This is a genomic window from Beduini massiliensis (assembly GCF_000829905.1).
GTDB classification, from domain to species: Bacteria; Bacillota_I; Bacilli_A; order Erysipelotrichales; family Coprobacillaceae; genus Beduini; species Beduini massiliensis.
On sequence record NZ_CDPP01000002.1, the window covers coordinates 245,159 to 263,618 of the forward strand.

Genomic DNA, 18,460 nt, shown 5'->3' on the forward strand with positions numbered 1-18,460 from the left:
TATCTTATTATAACATATAAACCTATTAAAGGAATAGGCTTTTTTAAACATAGAAAAATGATTGTATTTCAAATTATGTATGATTATTATATAAGTAGAAAGAGGAAGAAGTTCTTCAATGATGTAATAATAAAAAGAAGAACAAGTCCTTTGAGCATTGTTAATCTTAACCTATTTACCCCAAACACAACGTCCACAAAGTTAAGATTGAACAGTGGAACAGGTCATCTGATATGGATCGTACAATAGAGCTTTCAAGAAAATTCTAACTCATAGTTAACTAACTGATGATCAACTATTAGATGCAATGTTCAAAAAGAGTTATGACAAAAGTCATAGCTCTTTTTCATTATTTTCATCTTCACTCACAACAAGGGTTGATTCAATTGATTCAATGGCCGGACCATCCAGAACTTTACCTGTATAGTCGAAACGTGAACCATGACATGGACATTCAAAAGTATGTTCCGCTGAATTATATTTTAATATGCATCCCAAGTGACTGCATACAGGAACAAATCCATAATAATGACCGTTTTCTTTATAAACGGCAACCATTGTATCATTTAAGTCTGTAACGGTTCCACTGTGGTTATCCATATTCTCAATATCCACCTTTTTTAATACAATACGATCTACAATTTCTGCTTTCATCGTTCTTAATACTAATCTTGAAAAAGCAGAAGCACTGGTTATAGGTTTAAAACGATGTGGCTCATACAAATCCTGATACTCGCTTGCTTTATTCAAAATTAATTCACTGATTAATTTTCCGGCAACATGACTCATTGTAATGCCCCATTTATTATAACCAGTTGCAACGAACATTGTATGATCCCCTTTATCATAATATCCAACCATCGGCAAACCGTCATGACTGATGCAGTCTTGATTATGCCAAGTTTGAATTTTATCATAGACTCGCAGCGGCTTTTCTTTATCTCCTACAAGCCGTTCATTTGTGACATGCAAATTATAATGATCGATATTGCGGCGACTATAAATATCATCATCTTCACATAAAACAATACGACGATCCCTCTGTGGCGTTAAAAACAGTGCCGAACGAACTTGATGCATTTTTAAAAAATACATGCTAGGAAAATTGAAGATAGGATAACGTGTAGCCACTACTACATATTTAGCCGTAATACGATGATGTTCAGTTTTTAAAATATGTTTGTGCTGAATCTTAGTATGATTAAGAACTTTTGTGTGTTCATAAATATTAACATTATCCAATGTATCTACAATGCCCTTCATATACTTAACGGGATCAAAGGTTCCCAAGGGAAACATCTTAATTTGATTGGTTGTAAATTCCATGGTGGAAATACTTCCTTCCAACATATCATAAACTGTTTTCAAATCCTGTGGTTTATCAATTGAATAGAAGTAATGTGGATTCACACTAAAATCACATTGAATATTGTTTTTCTCTATGATTTCAACCAAAGAAATATATGCTTCCAAATTTGATTTAAAATAACGCAACGCTGTCAGTTCATTAAAACCCTGTTTAATGTTTTTTAAGACACTTGGTTGAAAATACGAAATTTTTCCTGTCATATGAGAAGAAGAATGAGAGCCAATTTCATCTGCTTCTACAAGTGTAATATGATAAGGACTGTCTTTTAAAAAATATGCACACATAAGACCAGTTAGTCCGCCTCCAATAATTAGAACATCTGTTTCAACATCATGGTCTAATGTTGGGAATTGTTTAATTTTAGTTTTTTGTTGCCAATAAGATTCTTTCATTTTATCACCCTAATAAGTATGACCAGAAAATAAAAGAAATATCTATTTCTAATACAAATGTTGATAAATATTCGTCCTTACACCATGCTTCTTCCCGTTTATAAATAGGCAAACAGCAAAATCCGAAATATACATTCCGGATTTTAACTATGAATATTATTTTTTAAATTTCTCGTCATCTGCCACTTGCATTATAAATTTTTTATCTTCTCCAAAAGAAAAGAGAAGATATTTAGCTTTTTTCGTATCAGGTATTTTATAGGACAAAGTCACAATTTTACTTTCTCCGACTGTCACTTGAAAAGTCTTCTCAAATAAAATAGTGTTTTCATATCTTTTTCCATCTATTTCTAACTGCCATAAAGAGCTGTCAAAAGAAAGAGTTTCTTTTGATTGATTATCTACCTTTATATCGATATATAGCGTTGATATATCTGCAACAATAATTTCAGTTAGTTCGGTATCTGCAACACTGATCAATACATTTTTATATTCAATGGTGTCACTCAACTTATAAACTTTTGGTTTCGTACATCCCATTAACAGTAAGAAAAAACAAATAATAATTATTTTGTTATTGGATTTTCTTAGATTTAATAATTTCATCTAAACATTGGATCCACTGTTCAACACTTGTCCACTTATGCCAAATGGGCAAATCAAAATGATTTGGGTCCCCTTTCTTAACAAATTCACTGAAATAATAATTCATTTTATCTGACAATTCATAATCTCCGGGTGTAAATGGTCTCCAACATCTTTTTAAAGTACCAAATTCATACCATAATTCCCCCGAGTGGAATGCTCCCGCCTGATCACCGGGTAATTCTCTTTCAAAGGAATAGACATAGATTGGAGAAGCGTGCAGTTGGCTTTGCAGTTTAGCAAACCCTTTTGTAGATTCAAGAATAGCGTGAGCAGTTTCTTTAGAAAACAATTCATCTTTCGTACACCCAATCATATAAGGAATATCATGGAAAGCCGCTTTTGACAAGATTTTGTCACATTCTTCTGCCAGTAATTCTCCATCGATATTCGGACCCAGTAATTCCAGTGGGTTCATTTGATGTTCACTCATATACTGATGAATATCATGAATAAGTACTTTATACGGTGTCGCTCTTAACTGTGCTAAATCTTTATAGCCCAATCCAGCAATCACTTCTTTCATTATACTTGCCTGCTTTTCTTGAGTAATTTCCTGACAGATGCTGTTTGTTCCGGCTGCACTTTGCATAATGGCTTTAGAAAAAAGTCCTTTTGTCTTATCTGTTGAACAAATAATTTGAACACTTCGGCTTCCTGCAGATTGTCCCATAATTGTAATATTATCAGCATCCCCGCCAAACGCTTCAATATGCTCATGAATAAATTGAATAGCCGCTATTTGATCATAAATTCCAAAATTCCCTCTTTCATTTTCTTCTTGGAGCCATGGATGAGACAAAAACCCCATTACACCTAAACGATAATTAACGGTTACCAGAATGACCTTTCTTGAACAAAACTTTGCTCCATCAAATTCTATTTCATGTCCATATCCACCAGTATACGCTCCCCCATGAATCCATAGCAAAACAGGTAATTTTTCTTCCCTTGACATTGCTGGTGTCCAAATATTCAAATACAAACTATCTTCTGACATCGCTTCTTGATGCTCAAAAAATTCTTTTTGGTAAAATGAACCCAATTCATGTCTAGGTTGAACACTGATTGGACTAAATGTATCCGCAGTATAAACACCATGAAACGCTTCAAGCGGCTGTGGCTTTTTCCAGCGCAAATTTCCAAGTGGTGCCTTTGCATAGGCAATTCCTTTAAATACTGTATACTGTGGATGGTCATCTTGAACCCCCACATAAGTTCCCAATTTTGTTTTTGCTTCTAATAATGCCATAAACAAACCTCCTTGTCCTCATTATACTACAACTTTAATTTAATTATATCGTACTCCCTCATTAATTGTACAACTTCTTTATACACTTGTGCATCTACTTGTTTTAAGTCTCCTAAAATCCGCCCTATCATCGCTTTGTTAATTGTTGTTTGTTTATGGCATCGAATAAAACATTGCTCATGAAGTCCTAATTAATGGCACAGATTCCATGATAAACAATAATCAAATTGGGGAGAATAAAATTCTCTGCGTTTCAATGTCGCAATAGGCAATACCAGAAATTCCTCATCCGATAAAGGATAACTTGCCATGATTAAAGCGGGTCTGGCCTTGTAAGCATAATGATGATTTTGTACGTTATAATAAGGAAACAAAGTAATCACAATTTTACCTGTCCACATCTGCATGTTCTTCAAAGAAGCAACCCCAATCTGTATCAAATGGTTGTATCTTTTTAGCATCTTTTGCTATATCACTTATTTTTAATGGCGCTGTTCCAATTTCATTCTTTTGCATCGATTTTCTCGAATTTTTCCAAGAAGTTTCCATATGTGTTAGATGACACAAATCTAAAGACTGACGATTCCCATACTGCTTTAGCACACTGTCAATTAATATTCTTGCTTGAAGCGATATAGGAACCGAAAAATTTTCAATACGATAAAATACGCTTCTCACTTCCAAAGATACCGGTCCATGCACCCAGCCAAGCAATGACTCGTTAAATAATGGTCGATTATAAAAAGCCAAAGCTTCGCGCTGTAATAAATATAATAATTTATGAAGTTTCATCTCATCAAGCTTCTGTCCGTAAAGTATACAATAACGATTATAAAGATATGCCGCTATATGTTCTACCTGATCCATAATATCACCATCTATATTATAACAGGTCTCAGCTAACCATTCGTCCCATCTTCATTTCAACTTCACAACAAAAATCCCACTGGTTAAGCAGTTTAACCCGTCGGAATTAAATAAAGAATACTATTATGATTTTTGTGGGGTTTCCCTGATAATTTCATCTTCCATCCAATGAAGCTTGCGATCAATAACGAAATGGTCAATCAGCAAACCCAATGATACAGCAAGCAATAAGCCACGATACAAATTAAAGCCTCCACAGAAATAATTCAGTCCGTAAAAAATAAGAAGTCCCAAAATTCTTCCTGCTGCTGTAGGAAATTCACAGGCAATAATGTAGTCACCATCATTAAATCCATCTTTCGCCCTAGAAGAAAGCTGATACTTCATAGTTTGAAAGATAACAGAATTCCAACATAGGATTACCCCATTTAAAATAAAGCACATGACCAAGCTCCATGGTTTAGCTACAATAGCCAAAGTTCCAATAGAAATCAAGTAAATAATTGAAGCCCATAAATGATATTTCTTTTGATTTTCCAGAGTAAATTTACTCGCAATAAAAATTGAACTTAACACTCCAATCAATGACATCGCTGAGTTCAAATTTCCGATGATCTGCTCATTATTTAATATAATATAAGCAAATACCATGAATATCTGTCCGTAAATCGCTTCTCTTAATCCAAAACTAAAATTATAATAACGATTCGCATCCCAATACTTATTATGCTTTAATTTTAAAATTGGTAAAACATGGTATTCCTCATCAAACTTGACGTTTTTAAGCAAACAAGAAATAACAATAGCTAGAATATAAACAATAACACTAAAGGCAAATAAGATATAGTATCCGGTTAATTCACTATAGCGTACTATAATTGCCCCGGAAATCATAGGTGCTACAACTCCAAAAATATAGCTAAATGAGGTTTGATAGCTAAAGAAGGTTGCACGATGTTTTTCACCGGTAAATTTTCCTACCAGAATATTGAACGCAAAATAATACATTCCCATTCCAATCCCATTGAAAATTCCTAAATAAATTAAATATTTACTTGCCTCCGCCTGCAGCAGCAAAATAAGGCTGTAATAAATAACCGATGATATAATCCCTACTTTTAATAAAGTAAGGATAGATCCTTTCTTAACATAATATGTTCCAAACAAAAACGAACCTAATAACGCAATATAATTGGAAACATTTTGCAAAATCATCAATCCCATATTATCCGTTAAACGAATAAGATATACATTAACAAACGTTGCGGCAATCGTCATCCCTGATAGGAATAAAATGCCTACTATTAATAAGATTTTCGCATCTCTGGATAAAGGCTCTCGCTTCTTTTTCTTCTTCATATGATTTTCCCCCTATTAAAGCGATAATAGCGCGTTTATAAGAGGAAATAATCTTTTTTTCAAAGCATGAAAGTGTTTTCATAAATAGGAAATAAGGTCTAGTTTTTTGTTTCTTTTAATAGATCTCTAATCTCCGTAAGAAGTAATTCTTCTTTTGTTGCTTCAGGCACCTTGGGTGTCTCTTCTTGTTTTTGTTTTTCTTTCATCAATTTTCCAATCACTTTCATCATACAAAAAATACTAAACGCGACAATAATAAAACTGATAATAGCATTCAGGAAATTTCCATAATTTATCAGTGCCTCACCAAATTTAAAACTTAAATTTTCAAAATTAGCTACCCCTGTAATGGCTGAAATGAGAGGGGTAAAAATATCTTTAACTAATGAGTTAACAATAGCTGTGAAGGCACTCCCCATTACAACCCCGATTGCCATATCTAATACATTGCCCCTCATAGCAAAATTTTTAAACTCTGTAAAAAATTTTTTCATTGACAATTCCTCCTTTCATTTCATTATACGGACTTATTGACAAAATGCAACATCATACATTTTAGTACCATTTCACATTAATTTATGTTACACTGTTAAACGGAATTGGAGTGATATAATGGACAATTTTTGGTATGAACTTAAACATGTGTGCAAACAAACAGGAGCTCGTTATGGCATCCTGCACACACCTCATGGTGATGTAGAAACACCTATTTTTATGCCGGTAGGCACTTTAGCAACAGTTAAAGGAATTTCTCCTGAGCAGTTAAAAGAAATGAACAGTGGGATTATTCTTTCAAATACGTATCATCTTTGGCTAAGACCCGGTGAAGATGTAGTTGAGCAAGCCGGGGGGCTGCATAAATTTATGAACTATGACCGCCCGATCCTAACAGACAGCGGTGGTTTTCAAGTATTCTCATTAGGAAAAACAAGAAAAATTGAAGAAGAAGGCGTAACATTTAAAAGTATCATTGATGGAAGCAAATTATTTCTTTCACCTGAAAAAGCTATTGAGATACAAAATAAATTAGGAGCAGATATCATAATGTCATTTGATGAATGTGCCCCTTATCCTTGTACTCATGATTATATGAAACATAGTGTTGAAAGAACCTTAAGATGGGCAAAGCGCGGACAGAATGCACATCAAAAAAGTGATCAGCAAGCGCTTTTTGGAATCGTTCAGGGCGGTGAATTTGCGGACCTTAGAGAAATGTGTGCCAAAGCTTTAGTAGAAATGGATTTCCCGGGTTATTCCATCGGTGGTACAAGTGTCGGTGAACCTAAAGATATTATGTATAAAATGATTGATGACGCCGTTAAGTGGCTTCCGGACAATAAACCTCGATACCTTATGGGGGTGGGAAACCCAATTGATCTAATTGAAGGGGCTATGCGTGGGATTGATATGTTTGATTGTGTATTACCTACCAGAGTTGCACGTCATGGTGCATTAATGACAAGTTACGGTCGTGTCAATATTAATAATGAGAAATATAAATATGACTTTACTCCTCTTGATCCGGAATGTGACTGTTATACATGCAAAAAATATACGAAAGCTTATTTACGTCATCTTCATAAATCAGAGGAGCTGTTTGGTAAGAATTTATTATCGATTCATAATGTGCGTTTTCTTCTAAAATTAAGTGAGAATATACGTCAAGCCATACGTGAAGATCGACTAGCAGATTTCAAAGAAGAATTTTTGAGTAAATATGGACGAGATGTTTATGAAAGGGCGTTTTAATATGAAATTAAGTGATTTTGATTTTGATTTACCTGAGCATTTAATTGCCCAAACTCCATTAGAAAAAAGAGATACTTCCAAATTATTAATTTTAGATCGTAAAACCGGAAAAATTGAACATAAGCATTTTTATGACATTATTGATTATTTGAATGAAGGCGATATTTTAGTACGTAATAACACCAAAGTTATTCCTGCACGCTTATTTGGAACTAAGGAAGAAACCAATGGTCATGTTGAAGTGCTGCTGTTAAAAGAACTTCACGAAAATACTTGGGAATGTCTAGTTGGAAATGCTCGTATTGTAAAAGTAGGAACGATCATTACTTTTGGTGACGGATCATTAAAGGCAGAATGCATGGAAGTAAGGGAAGAAGGAATCCGTATTTTTAAAATGATCTACGAAGGCATCTTTTATGAAATATTGGATCGTTTAGGAACAATGCCTTTACCCCCTTATATCAAAGAACGATTAGAAAATCCCGATCGTTATAACACTGTCTATGCGTTAGTTGAAGGCAGTGCGGCTGCACCAACAGCAGGTCTTCACTTTACAGATGAGATCAATAAAAAGCTGCTGGAAAAAGGGGTTCAGATTGTAGACGTTACGCTTCATGTGGGGTTGGGAACATTCCGTCCTGTCAAAGTAGATAATGTACTAGAACATCATATGCATAGTGAATTTTATATGATTTCTAAAGAAAGTGCAGATATTCTAAACAAAGCAAAAGCAAACGGTCAGCGCATCATCAGTGTTGGAACCACTTCAACAAGAGTTTTAGAATCTAACTATACAAAATACCATACCTTTAAAGAAACAAATGAAAGTACCGATATTTTTATTTATCCTGGCTATGAGTTTAAAGCGATCGATGCCTTGATTACTAATTTCCATCTGCCAAAATCGACATTGCTCATGTTAATAAGTGCATTGGCGAGCAAAGATTTAATTATGAAAGCTTATCAGGAAGCCATTGAAAGAGAATATCGTTTCTTCTCATTTGGTGACAGTATGTTTATCCTATAATGGAAAAACGAAATTTTGATTTACTCTTTAAAAAGGAATTAGAAAGAATAAAAGGTACTCGGCCAACATTATTACTGCATGTATGTTGTGGTCCTTGCAGCAGTAATGTTCTCAAAGAATTATGCGAACAATTTGAAATCACAATCCTGTATGCCAACTCGAATATCTATCCTGAAAAAGAATATCAGCGACGTTTTTTGGAATTAATGGATTTCATTCAGCAGTTTAATCAAGATTACTCACAAAGTATCCAAGTAATAGAAGAACCCTATCGGCCTCTTGAATTTCTAAATCATTTAAGCCCTTTAAAAGAAGAAAAAGAAGGCGGAAAACGTTGTTATTTATGCTATAGTTTGAGAATGGAATCTGCCTATCGCTATGCTTCTATACATCATTTTGATTACTGGACAACGGTCTTGAGTGTATCTCCCCATAAAAACAGTCAATGGATCAATCAAATCGGAGAATCTAAACCGCAAGATAAAACTTGTTTCTTATATGCCGACTTTAAAAAGAACAACGGTTATAAAAAATCAGTAGATATGGCAAGTCAATATGGTTTATATCGTCAAAATTACTGCGGATGTTTATTCTCTTATACGGATATGTTGGAAAGAACTGCTAAAGAAAAGGAATAATCACAAACTAAAATGCATCTTCTAATTTGTTTTTTCAAATTACAGGATGCCTTTTTCTATATAAAATAATAAGAGAACAGAAAATAAGGATAGATAAACTACTCCATAATAAAAACTTCCTTTAAGATTTTCTCCTTATCACAAGGAGTCCCAAAAGGAAGTTTTTTATTTTATTATTTAACGAATATGACCTTTAAAACTAAATCTAAAGGTATAATGCTCTTGATTAGATAATAGATATTCATCATGAGTTTTAGCTCCCCATGTATTATCTCCGGCAATTCCCATCTGTACTTGATTGATACGAACAACGCTTTGATATGGCAAAGGCAGCTCAAAAGGATGACGGGCACTCTCCATCTCAATCGGTGTATAAGGAATTGCAGAGAATTCAAAAGCATCATCAATAAAGCTGAAGTGTAATCCAATCTCATCTTTATTGTAAATATCTGCATATCGAACACCTGTTCTGTTTCCGCATTCCTGTGGCATTAAGTATGGTGTTAAGTTTTCATAAATTGTATATTGATACATGCCCAACATGGTTCCCTGTTGACGGTCAATATGATTTTCCATAGGACCTTCTCCATAAAATTCAACATTTTCAAAATCCAATGGCAATTTAAACATCATTCCAAATTCCGGCATTTCAATTTGTTCAGCTGAGGGCTGATAATCTAAAGTGACATCGACCTTACCATTTCCATCCACTAAATAAGTAACTTCCATCTGTGTTTCCACAATTCCCGGTAAAATATGCTGATAAACAATTTCAACACTTGTTCCCTCTTTATTTAGCGTTGCTTTTTGAAACATTGATTTTTGATACAAGCTGGCACTAAACCATTGCCCATAGCGGAATCCATATTTATTTCCTGTGTCATTTTGAGTAGCCGCACGATAGAAGTTTGGCTTAGGCACTTCTTTGATCAATGATTTGCCAAGATAATTATATTCCACAATTCCTCCATGAATCTTTGAAAATATAATACGGAAGTCTTCACCAATAACTCCCACATTAGCAAAATCATCAGCAATATGAATTGGTTTATTTGACACAGTCTGTACAGGCTGATAAGGATAAATATATTCTTCCTGTGCTACAATATGCCCACTTTCACTATAAAGAGTATCCTCCATTGTAGTATATACGACTTGTACACAATATTCATTGTGTTCATCTAACGGTGTAAATGGATTTTTAATTGTAATGGAATCATGTGGTAAAACATTTAAGATCATTTCTTCTGATTCAATCTCCACACCATTGCGCAAAATCATAATCGTAGTAACAAATTCATCAAGATTAGTAAATAAGTAATGATTGGTAATCGTAATATTTTCATCTGTAATAATGGTATCAATGCTTTGGTAATTATATTTTACCTCTTGCATTTTAGGGGTCAGCTGACGATCTGCAAAAACAATCCCATTTCCACAAAAGTCATAATCACTTGGTCTTTCACCAAAATCCCCACCATAAGCATAAAACTCATTGTTATAGCGATCGAGTGTGTATATTGCTTGATCCGCAAAATCCCAAATAAACCCGCCTTGATATTGTGGATATTTTTTAGTTAGATCTGTATATTTATGCATTGCACCATTGGAATTTCCCATGGCATGTGTATATTCACATAAGATAAACGGTTTTTCAGGATGTTCCTGAATGAATTTTTCCACTTCATCTGCCGGCGTATACATTTGACTTTCCATATCACTGGTATTTGGATAACGGCGATCCCAAGTAATCCCTTCATAATGAACAAGTCTTGTATCATCACGCTCTCTAAAGAATTCAGACATCATGAAGATATCTTTTCCTCCGTAGGATTCATTTCCGCATGACCAGATAACGATACTCGGATGGTTTTTATCACGTTGAAACATCGAATTCGCACGATCAATTAAGTTTGCTTCCCATTCCGGTTTGTCATCTGGCAAAATAATCTCTTTATCATAAAAATCCGTCCAAGTACCATGTGTTTCTAAATTCGTCTCATCGATCACATACACACCATATTCATCACAAAGCTTATAGAAATACGACGTATTTGGATAATGAGAAGTACGTATAGCATTCATATTATTTTGTTTAATAATCAGTATATCTTCCAAAATTTCTTCTTTAGTAATGGCTCGTCCAGATTTAGCACTGAATTCATGACGATTTACCCCGTTAAATACAATGCGTTCACCGTTAATGCACATTAAACCGTCTTTCATTTCAAACTTTCTAAATCCTACACGCTGATAAATAACTTCTTTTACTTCATCTTTATAAAGCACAGTTAAAATTAAAGTGTATAAATGAGGGTACTCTGCACTCCATAATAATGGCGATTCTACCGGAATACTCAATAGCGGATTCTTTTCAGTTATTTTGAAATTCAGTTTCAACACTTCTGTTCCATCCGGATCTAATAACTCACTTTGAATAAGACAATGTTCGATTTTTCCTTTAATTTTTAACTCCATTTCGATATTGGCTTTATCAAAAGGCTCTTCCATTACTGTTTTTATAAACAAATCTTTAACATGTGTTGTTGGAATGCTGCAGAGTTCTACATCTCTAAAAATGCCGGAGAAGCGCCAGAAATCCTGATCTTCAAGCCAACTTCCACTGCTGTATTTAAAGACTTGAACTGCCAGCTTATTTTCCCCTTCTTCTAAATAAGGACTTAAAAAGAATGTGGAAGGTGTAAAACTATCTTCACTATACCCTACAAATTCGCCATTCAGCCATAATGCAAAAGCTGTTTCGACCCCATGAAAACAAATATACAGCTTTTGTCCTTTCATTTTTTCAGGCACACTAAAATATTTTACATAACTGCCAACCGGATTAAAATGTTCTGGAATCTCCCCCGGTTTAATCCCTTCTCTGCCTGACCATGGATACATTTGATTAACATACATGGGTTTATCATATCCTTGCATTTGGATATGTCCCGGTACTTTGATATTATCCCAGTCTTTGCAATCATAATCCTTTTGTTCAAAATCACGAATCGTTTCTTTATAATTCTTTGCATAATGGAATTTCCAAACCCCATTTAGACTTTGCTTAAAGCTACTTTCATCCATCAGCATCTCTTGTGAACTAGCATAATAGCTATGATCTGAATGCGCTTTTTCACGATTGATTTCAAAACATTCTGGGTCTTTTACCCATTGATAATCAAATTTCATTTTCTATCCTCCTCGATCTCTATAATCGTATGACTACTTCTATTATAAACTTCATTTCTTCCGTTGCCTAGTTAAATTAACGGCAAAAAAAGACTTCGCTAATATGAAGTCTTATTAATATATTTCTCAATTGCTTCTTGAAGTTTTTCTAAGAATGCTTCTTCACCGAATGTATTGAACTTAAAGATCATACCTTGACTGCCACCCGCTGATATACCAATAATATACACTTCTTTTTGATCAGCTAAAATTGTGATATTCAAACTTACACGATTGCTTCCCGTATAACTATAACGTTCAAAAACCAATACTGCGCAATCTACTCCGTTCAAGTTGATGTAGCTTTCTTCTTCCAATGAAGCTGTAAAACTGCCTGCCATAATCTCTTGTTTTAAACATTCAATAACCTCTTTAAAATTTCCCTGAAAATGCGTTGTATATTTTGCCATAGAATGCCTCCTATGTCTATCTTACACTATTTGCATATGAAAAAACAGATGCATTGCACCTGTTATAATCTTGATTTAAAATCATCATAACCAAATTCTTTAATCAAAACATCTTCTCCATTTACTTTATGTAAATAAATACTTGGCAAATTAATCCCATTAAATGTATTATTTTTTACCATAGAATAGATTGCCATATCTTCAAAAACAATGCGCTGACCAATCTTCAATGGCTGATTAAAGGAATATTCCCCAATCACATCCCCGGCAAGACATGTTGGTCCTCCCAATAAATAACTATAGGGCAGAACTTCAGGTAAATCACCGCCAATAATGCGCGGACGATAAGGCATCTCCAATACATCGGGCATATGACATGCAGCGGAAGTATCCAGGATACAGTTAATCACTCCATTGACATTAAAATCAAGTACTGAGGAAACTAAATATCCAGCGTCAAGGGCTACTGCTTCCCCAGGCTCCAAGTATACATTTAACTCATATTTTTCCTGCATAAATTCAATACACTTGATAAGGGTTTCGATATCATAGCCTTCTTTTGTGATGTGATGCCCGCCGCCAAAATTTATCCATTTCATTTTCTTTAAATAAGTCCCATAATGCTGATCGATAATTTGCAATGTACGCCATAAAACATCTGAATTTTGTTCACAAAGGGAATGGAAATGCAGACCTTCAATCCCATCAAGCTGACCTTTTTTAAATTGTTCAAGAGTGATTCCCAAACGAGAATGACTGGCACAAGGATCATAGATTCCGTGATCCTGTTCAGAATATTCGGGGTTAATGCGTAATCCGCAGCTTATTTTTTTAGATGCATGATCCACTTTATCCTTGTACATTTCCCACTGATTAAATGAATTGAAAACAATATGGTCACAGTAATGTAAAATATCATCAAAATCTTGCGGAATATAAGCCGGGGAAAAGATGTGTACCTGTTTTCCCATTTCCTCATACCCCAAGCGTGCCTCATTAATTCCACTGGCAGTAATTCCGTCAAGGTATTTTCCAATTAATGGGAACACACTGTACATTGAAAAAGCTTTCGCCGCTAATAATATATGGCAGCCTGTACGTTTTTTAATGTCAGATAGAGTCTCAAGATTAGATATTAATTTTTTTTCGTCAATGATATAAGATGGAGTTTTGTATTGATTAAAATTAATCATATTAGTCAACCAACACCGGATTAAAAGATTCGTGCCATGGCAGTCCGCATTCGTTTAACTGTTCCATGAATGGATCAGGATCGAATTCTTCAACGTTAAACACGCCCGGTTTTTTCCATTTTCCTGTCAATACCATCATCGCTCCAATCATCGCCGGTACTCCTGTTGTGTAAGAAACCGCTTGTGATCCCACTTCCTTAAAGCAGGCTTGATGATCGCACACATTGTATAAATAATACGTTTTTTCTTTTCCATCTTTTACACCACTGAAAATACATCCGATATTTGTCTTACCTACTGTTCTCGGTCCTAAACTTGCAGGATCCGGCAATACTGCTTTTAAAAACTGCAATGGAACAATTTGCTTTCCTTCAAATTCAATAGGCTCAATAGATGTCATTCCGACATTTTCCAAACATTTTAAATGTGTTAAATAGCTCTCTCCAAAAGTCATGAAGAAACGAATTCTTTTAATTCCCGGAATGTTGATTCCTAAAGACTCCAGTTCTTCATGATGCAACAAATACATATCCTTTTTCCCTACTTCAGCAAAATCATATTCTCTTTTAATTTCCATTGGCTTTGTTTCTACCCATTTACCATCTTCCCAGTAGCTGCCATTTGCGCTTACTTCACGGATATTAATTTCCGGATTAAAATTAGTCGCAAAAGGATAACCGTGATCTCCGCCATTACAATCTAAAATATCTATATAATGAATTTCATCAAACTCATGTTTTAAAGCATAGGCACTAAAAATACCAGTCACACCGGGATCAAATCCACATCCCAAAACTGCAGTTAATCCGGCTTCTTCGAATTTCTGTTTATATGCCCATTGCCATTTATATTCAAATTTTGCTGTGTCTAACGGCTCATAATTTGCTGTATCTAAATAATCAACTTTACATTTTAAACAGGCATCCATAATGGTTAAATCTTGATAAGGTAATGCTACATTTATGCAGATATCCGGTTTAAATGCGTTCATCAAATCAACCAATTCTTCTACTTTATCCGCATCCACTTGGGCAGTATGAATAATTGTTTTTGTTTTATCTTTTAATGCTTCTTTAAATGCATCACATTTTGACTTCGTACGACTTGCGATCATAATTTCACCAAACACATCACTATGCTGACAGCACTTGTGAATTACCACCCCTGCAACGCCTCCAGCGCCAATAATTAAAGCTTTTTTTGCCATTTTTCTTCCTCCTAATGTTTTTCTAACATATCCAATACATAAGTCGGCAGTTTAAAACAGCCGCTATGTAACTCTGTATTATAATATTTTGTTTTTAAGTTTAGTTTATTCCAAGATGATACATCTGTTTCAGGGTCCATCCCTTTACTAGCGAATCCAAATAGCCAATGACCAGATGGATAGCTGGGGATATGTGCCTGATAGACTTTTGCCAGTTCAAATGTCGAAGCAATCTTTCGATGAGCACGCATCATTGCCAAAGCATCTTCACTGTAATAAGGACTTTCATGCTGATTAATTAAAATACCATTATCTTTTAATGCCTTATAGCAGTTTCCATAAAATTCTTTTGTAAACAATCCCTCACCGGGACCAAAGGGGTCAGTTGAATCGACTATGATTAAATCATATTCATTATGGACCGTCCTGACAAATTTTAATCCATCCTCGTAAAATATAGTGACTCTATGGTCATTAAAACTCTTAGCTATTGAAAAATATTGTTTACACACCTCTACTACTAATCGATCGATTTCCACCACATCAATTTTTTCAATGGATGGATAACGAATTAATTGATTGACCGTACCGCCATCCCCTGCACCAATCACTAAGATTTTTTTAATTTGCGGATTAACTGCCATCGGCACATGAGCTATCATTTCATGGTAAATAAATTCATCTTTTTCTGTCAACATGACAACCCCATCGAGTGTCAGAATTTTTCCAAATTCATAGGTTTTTAAAACATCAATACGCTGAAATTCACTTTGTTTACTATAAAGATGTTCATCTACACGAATGGATAATTTAACGTCGTCTGTATGTTTTTCACTGTACCATAATTCCATTACTCCACCTCCACTATATTCAAATAATTTAAGTCCATATCTTCTGTTCCGGTTAATACACATCCTTTTTCTTTAGCGAAATCAATATATTCTAAAATATCTTTCGTTATTTTTTCTCCTGGAGCCAAAATAGGAATGCCCGGAGGATAACACATCACAAATTCCGCACATACCATCCCTTCGGTTTCCTCAATCGCTACAGCTTTCTTATTGGCATAAAATGCAGCTTGAGGGGAATAAACCACTTCCGGATCAATATATTCATGATCGTAGAGTCCGCTGGGATCTTTTGAAGCCGTTCGACTGATTTCGGCTAAAGCAGCGATCAGACGCTCAATTTCAAAGGGGCGATCTCCTACGGAAATAATCGCTAAGATATTACCGATATCCCCAAATTCTATTTGTATATCAAAATCATCTCTTAATATATCATAGACTTCAATTCCAGCTAATCCCATTTGACGAGTATGAATAGAAAGCTTTGTTATATCAAAATCATAAAGATCATCACCGTTGCATAATTCTCGACTGAAAGCATAAAGTCCTTGTATTTTATTAATTTCCTGACGAGCATAATCTGCCATTTCGACTACTTTTTTAAAGATTTCTTTTCCATGAATCGCTAATTCGCTTCTGGCAATATCCACTGAAGACATCAACAAGTATGAGCCTGAAGTCGTTTGTGTCAGGTTGATTACCTGTCTCACATAATCCGCATTCATTGCCTTACCTAAAAGAAGCAATGAGCTTTGTGTCAAACTTCCTCCTGTTTTATGTGTACTGACAGCTGCCATATCTGCTCCTGCTGCCATTGCATTGACAGGCAGATCTTCACCAAAATAAAGATGTGTCCCGTGTGCCTCATCCACTAATACTTTCATGCCTGATTGATGCCCTAAAGCCACAATTCTTTTTAGATTTGAACAAATTCCGTAATAGGTTGGATTATTTACAAGAATGGCTTTAGCGTCAGGATGTTTTTTTATTGCAGCTTCTAAATCCGCTATTTTCATTCCAAGGGAAATTCCAATCTCTTTAGACATCCCCGGATTGACATAGACAGGAATGGCCCCAGTAATAATCAGGGCATTGATGGCACTGCGGTGAACATTACGTGGCATGATAATCTTATCTCCACGCTTACAAACGGACATGATCATTGCTTGAACCGCACTGGATGTTCCATTCACCATGAAGAAAGCATGAGCAGCACCAAAAGCCTCTGCCGCTAGTTCTTCCGCTTCTTTTATAACTCCAGTCGGATGGCATAGATTATCAAGAGGTTTCATCGAGTTGACATCGACATCCAAACAAGCTTGTCCTAAGAAATCTGTTAAGCGTTTATTTCCTCTTCCTTGTTTATGTCCCGGCACATCAAAAGAGACAATGCGGTTACGCTTATATTCATTAAGTGCTTCATATATAGGAGCACGTCTTTGATCCTCAATCATATATATTTCTCCCACTATAAATTTCTATCATTTCTTTTCTTAAACTCTGTGTAATCTGCAACCGTTCTTCTGGGGTTAATTCATACGTATCTATTTTAAATAAATAATTTTGTAAGATAATATCTTTGATCAGTAGTCTGGAATGAAAAATATTAGACTGATAAACATTCACATCGACTGCATCGTACTTCCTTTTTATCTTATCATCGATATAATCCTGAATAGAGGTGATATCATGGTCAATAAAGCATTTTTTGCCATTTAAATCTCGCGTAAATCCACGTACCCGATAGTCAATAGTAATAATGTCTGAATCAAAGCTTTGAATAAGATAATCAAGGGTATCAAGAGGAGTAATCTCACCGCAGGTTGATACATCGATATCTACCCTAAAAGTAGCAATGGATGTTTCCGGATGATATTCGGGATAAGTATGCACTGTAACATGCGATTTATCTAAGTGACCTACAATGCTTTCCCCATTGCCGTTATTATTAATCTTGAATTCTTCGGAGATCATAAGTGTAACACTGGCTCCTTGTGGTTCATAATCCTGTTTAGAAATACTCAATACCTTTGCCCCTATCATTTCCGTAACTTGACAAAGAATATTGGTTAATCGCTCAGAGTTATACTGCTCATCAATATATTTAATATAATCAAGCTGTTCCCGTTTGGTTTTAGCGTAACATACATCATATATGTTGAAGCTTAAAGTCTTAGTCAGGTTATTGAAGCCATATAATTTTAATTTTCCATCCATAACGGTTCCTCCATTGTATAATATAAAAACGCAGGCAATGCCTGCGATTAAGATAG

17 protein-coding genes are annotated in these 18,460 nt (G+C 34.9%); 3 read left to right on the forward strand and 14 right to left on the reverse strand.

Annotated elements, in window-relative coordinates; all coding sequences use genetic code 11:
- Positions 1-333 precede the first annotated feature (333 nt).
- The 7 genes from BN1225_RS01275 to mscL form a co-directional block, all read right to left on the reverse strand.
- Positions 334-1,761 (reverse strand): FAD-dependent oxidoreductase, encoded by a 1,428-nt coding sequence (locus BN1225_RS01275; protein ID WP_041138014.1) that lies wholly within the window; start codon positions 1,759-1,761, stop codon positions 334-336.
- Positions 1,762-1,917: 156 nt separating this feature from the next.
- Positions 1,918-2,367, reverse strand: coding sequence for a DUF4352 domain-containing protein (locus tag BN1225_RS01280; RefSeq protein WP_041138015.1), 450 nt, complete (start codon positions 2,365-2,367; stop codon positions 1,918-1,920).
- Entirely contained in the window at positions 2,336-3,658 is a 1,323-nt protein-coding gene (locus BN1225_RS01285; protein WP_041138016.1) for a carboxylesterase/lipase family protein, read from the reverse strand. Before BN1225_RS01285 ends, BN1225_RS01280 begins: the two co-directional genes overlap by 32 nt.
- Before the next feature lie 191 nt (positions 3,659-3,849).
- On the reverse strand, positions 3,850-4,059 hold the full coding sequence (locus BN1225_RS01290; RefSeq protein WP_041138017.1) for a hypothetical protein: 210 nt from the start codon (positions 4,057-4,059) through the stop codon (positions 3,850-3,852).
- Positions 4,046-4,525, reverse strand: coding sequence for a Panacea domain-containing protein (locus BN1225_RS01295; RefSeq protein WP_041138018.1), 480 nt, complete (start codon positions 4,523-4,525; stop codon positions 4,046-4,048). The genes BN1225_RS01290 and BN1225_RS01295 overlap by 14 nt, the downstream gene beginning before the upstream one ends.
- A gap of 123 nt (positions 4,526-4,648) precedes the next feature.
- Positions 4,649-5,884, reverse strand: coding sequence for an MFS transporter (locus BN1225_RS01300; protein ID WP_041138019.1), 1,236 nt, complete (start codon positions 5,882-5,884; stop codon positions 4,649-4,651).
- Positions 5,885-5,982: 98 nt separating this feature from the next.
- Positions 5,983-6,378 carry a large conductance mechanosensitive channel protein MscL gene (gene mscL / locus BN1225_RS01305; RefSeq protein ID WP_041138020.1) on the reverse strand — a complete coding sequence of 132 codons (396 nt, stop codon included), beginning with the start codon at positions 6,376-6,378 and terminating at the stop codon, positions 5,983-5,985.
- A gap of 118 nt (positions 6,379-6,496) precedes the next feature.
- Between mscL and tgt the strand changes: the two genes are divergently transcribed.
- Genes tgt through BN1225_RS01320 form a run of 3 tightly spaced genes read left to right on the forward strand, consistent with a single transcriptional unit; the run spans position 6,497 to position 9,298 of the window.
- Complete coding sequence (gene tgt / locus BN1225_RS01310; protein ID WP_041138021.1) at positions 6,497-7,633, forward strand: tRNA guanosine(34) transglycosylase Tgt; 1,137 nt, start codon at positions 6,497-6,499, stop codon at positions 7,631-7,633.
- Between the two features lies 1 nt (position 7,634).
- Complete coding sequence (gene queA, locus BN1225_RS01315; RefSeq protein ID WP_041138118.1) at positions 7,635-8,660, forward strand: tRNA preQ1(34) S-adenosylmethionine ribosyltransferase-isomerase QueA; 1,026 nt, start codon at positions 7,635-7,637, stop codon at positions 8,658-8,660.
- On the forward strand, positions 8,660-9,298 hold the full coding sequence (locus BN1225_RS01320; protein ID WP_041138022.1) for an epoxyqueuosine reductase QueH: 639 nt from the start codon (positions 8,660-8,662) through the stop codon (positions 9,296-9,298). The genes queA and BN1225_RS01320 overlap by 1 nt, the downstream gene beginning before the upstream one ends.
- 177 nt (positions 9,299-9,475) lie before the next feature.
- Here BN1225_RS01320 and BN1225_RS01325 read toward each other — a convergent pair whose 3' ends face one another.
- From BN1225_RS01325 to speD, 7 genes are all read right to left on the reverse strand, one after another.
- On the reverse strand, positions 9,476-12,490 hold the full coding sequence (locus tag BN1225_RS01325; RefSeq protein ID WP_041138023.1) for a beta-galactosidase, LacZ type: 3,015 nt from the start codon (positions 12,488-12,490) through the stop codon (positions 9,476-9,478).
- 98 nt (positions 12,491-12,588) lie between these two features.
- Positions 12,589-12,939, reverse strand: a complete 351-nt coding sequence (locus tag BN1225_RS01330) for a DUF6054 family protein (protein ID WP_041138024.1) — start codon at positions 12,937-12,939, stop codon at positions 12,589-12,591.
- 62 nt (positions 12,940-13,001) lie between these two features.
- Positions 13,002-14,132 (reverse strand): carboxynorspermidine decarboxylase, encoded by a 1,131-nt coding sequence (nspC, locus tag BN1225_RS01335; RefSeq protein ID WP_041138025.1) that lies wholly within the window; start codon positions 14,130-14,132, stop codon positions 13,002-13,004.
- Position 14,133: 1 nt separating this feature from the next.
- On the reverse strand, positions 14,134-15,339 hold the full coding sequence (locus BN1225_RS01340; protein ID WP_041138026.1) for a saccharopine dehydrogenase family protein: 1,206 nt from the start codon (positions 15,337-15,339) through the stop codon (positions 14,134-14,136).
- Positions 15,340-15,350: 11 nt separating this feature from the next.
- On the reverse strand, positions 15,351-16,190 hold the full coding sequence (gene speE, locus BN1225_RS01345; protein WP_041138027.1) for a polyamine aminopropyltransferase: 840 nt from the start codon (positions 16,188-16,190) through the stop codon (positions 15,351-15,353).
- Positions 16,190-17,641, reverse strand: a complete 1,452-nt coding sequence (locus tag BN1225_RS01350; RefSeq protein WP_041138028.1) for an aminotransferase class I/II-fold pyridoxal phosphate-dependent enzyme — start codon at positions 17,639-17,641, stop codon at positions 16,190-16,192. Before BN1225_RS01350 ends, speE begins: the two co-directional genes overlap by 1 nt.
- A complete protein-coding gene (gene speD, locus BN1225_RS01355) occupies positions 17,634-18,404 on the reverse strand; it encodes an adenosylmethionine decarboxylase (RefSeq protein ID WP_041138029.1) in 771 nt (256 codons plus the stop codon). Before speD ends, BN1225_RS01350 begins: the two co-directional genes overlap by 8 nt.
- Positions 18,405-18,460: the final 56 nt, after the last annotated feature.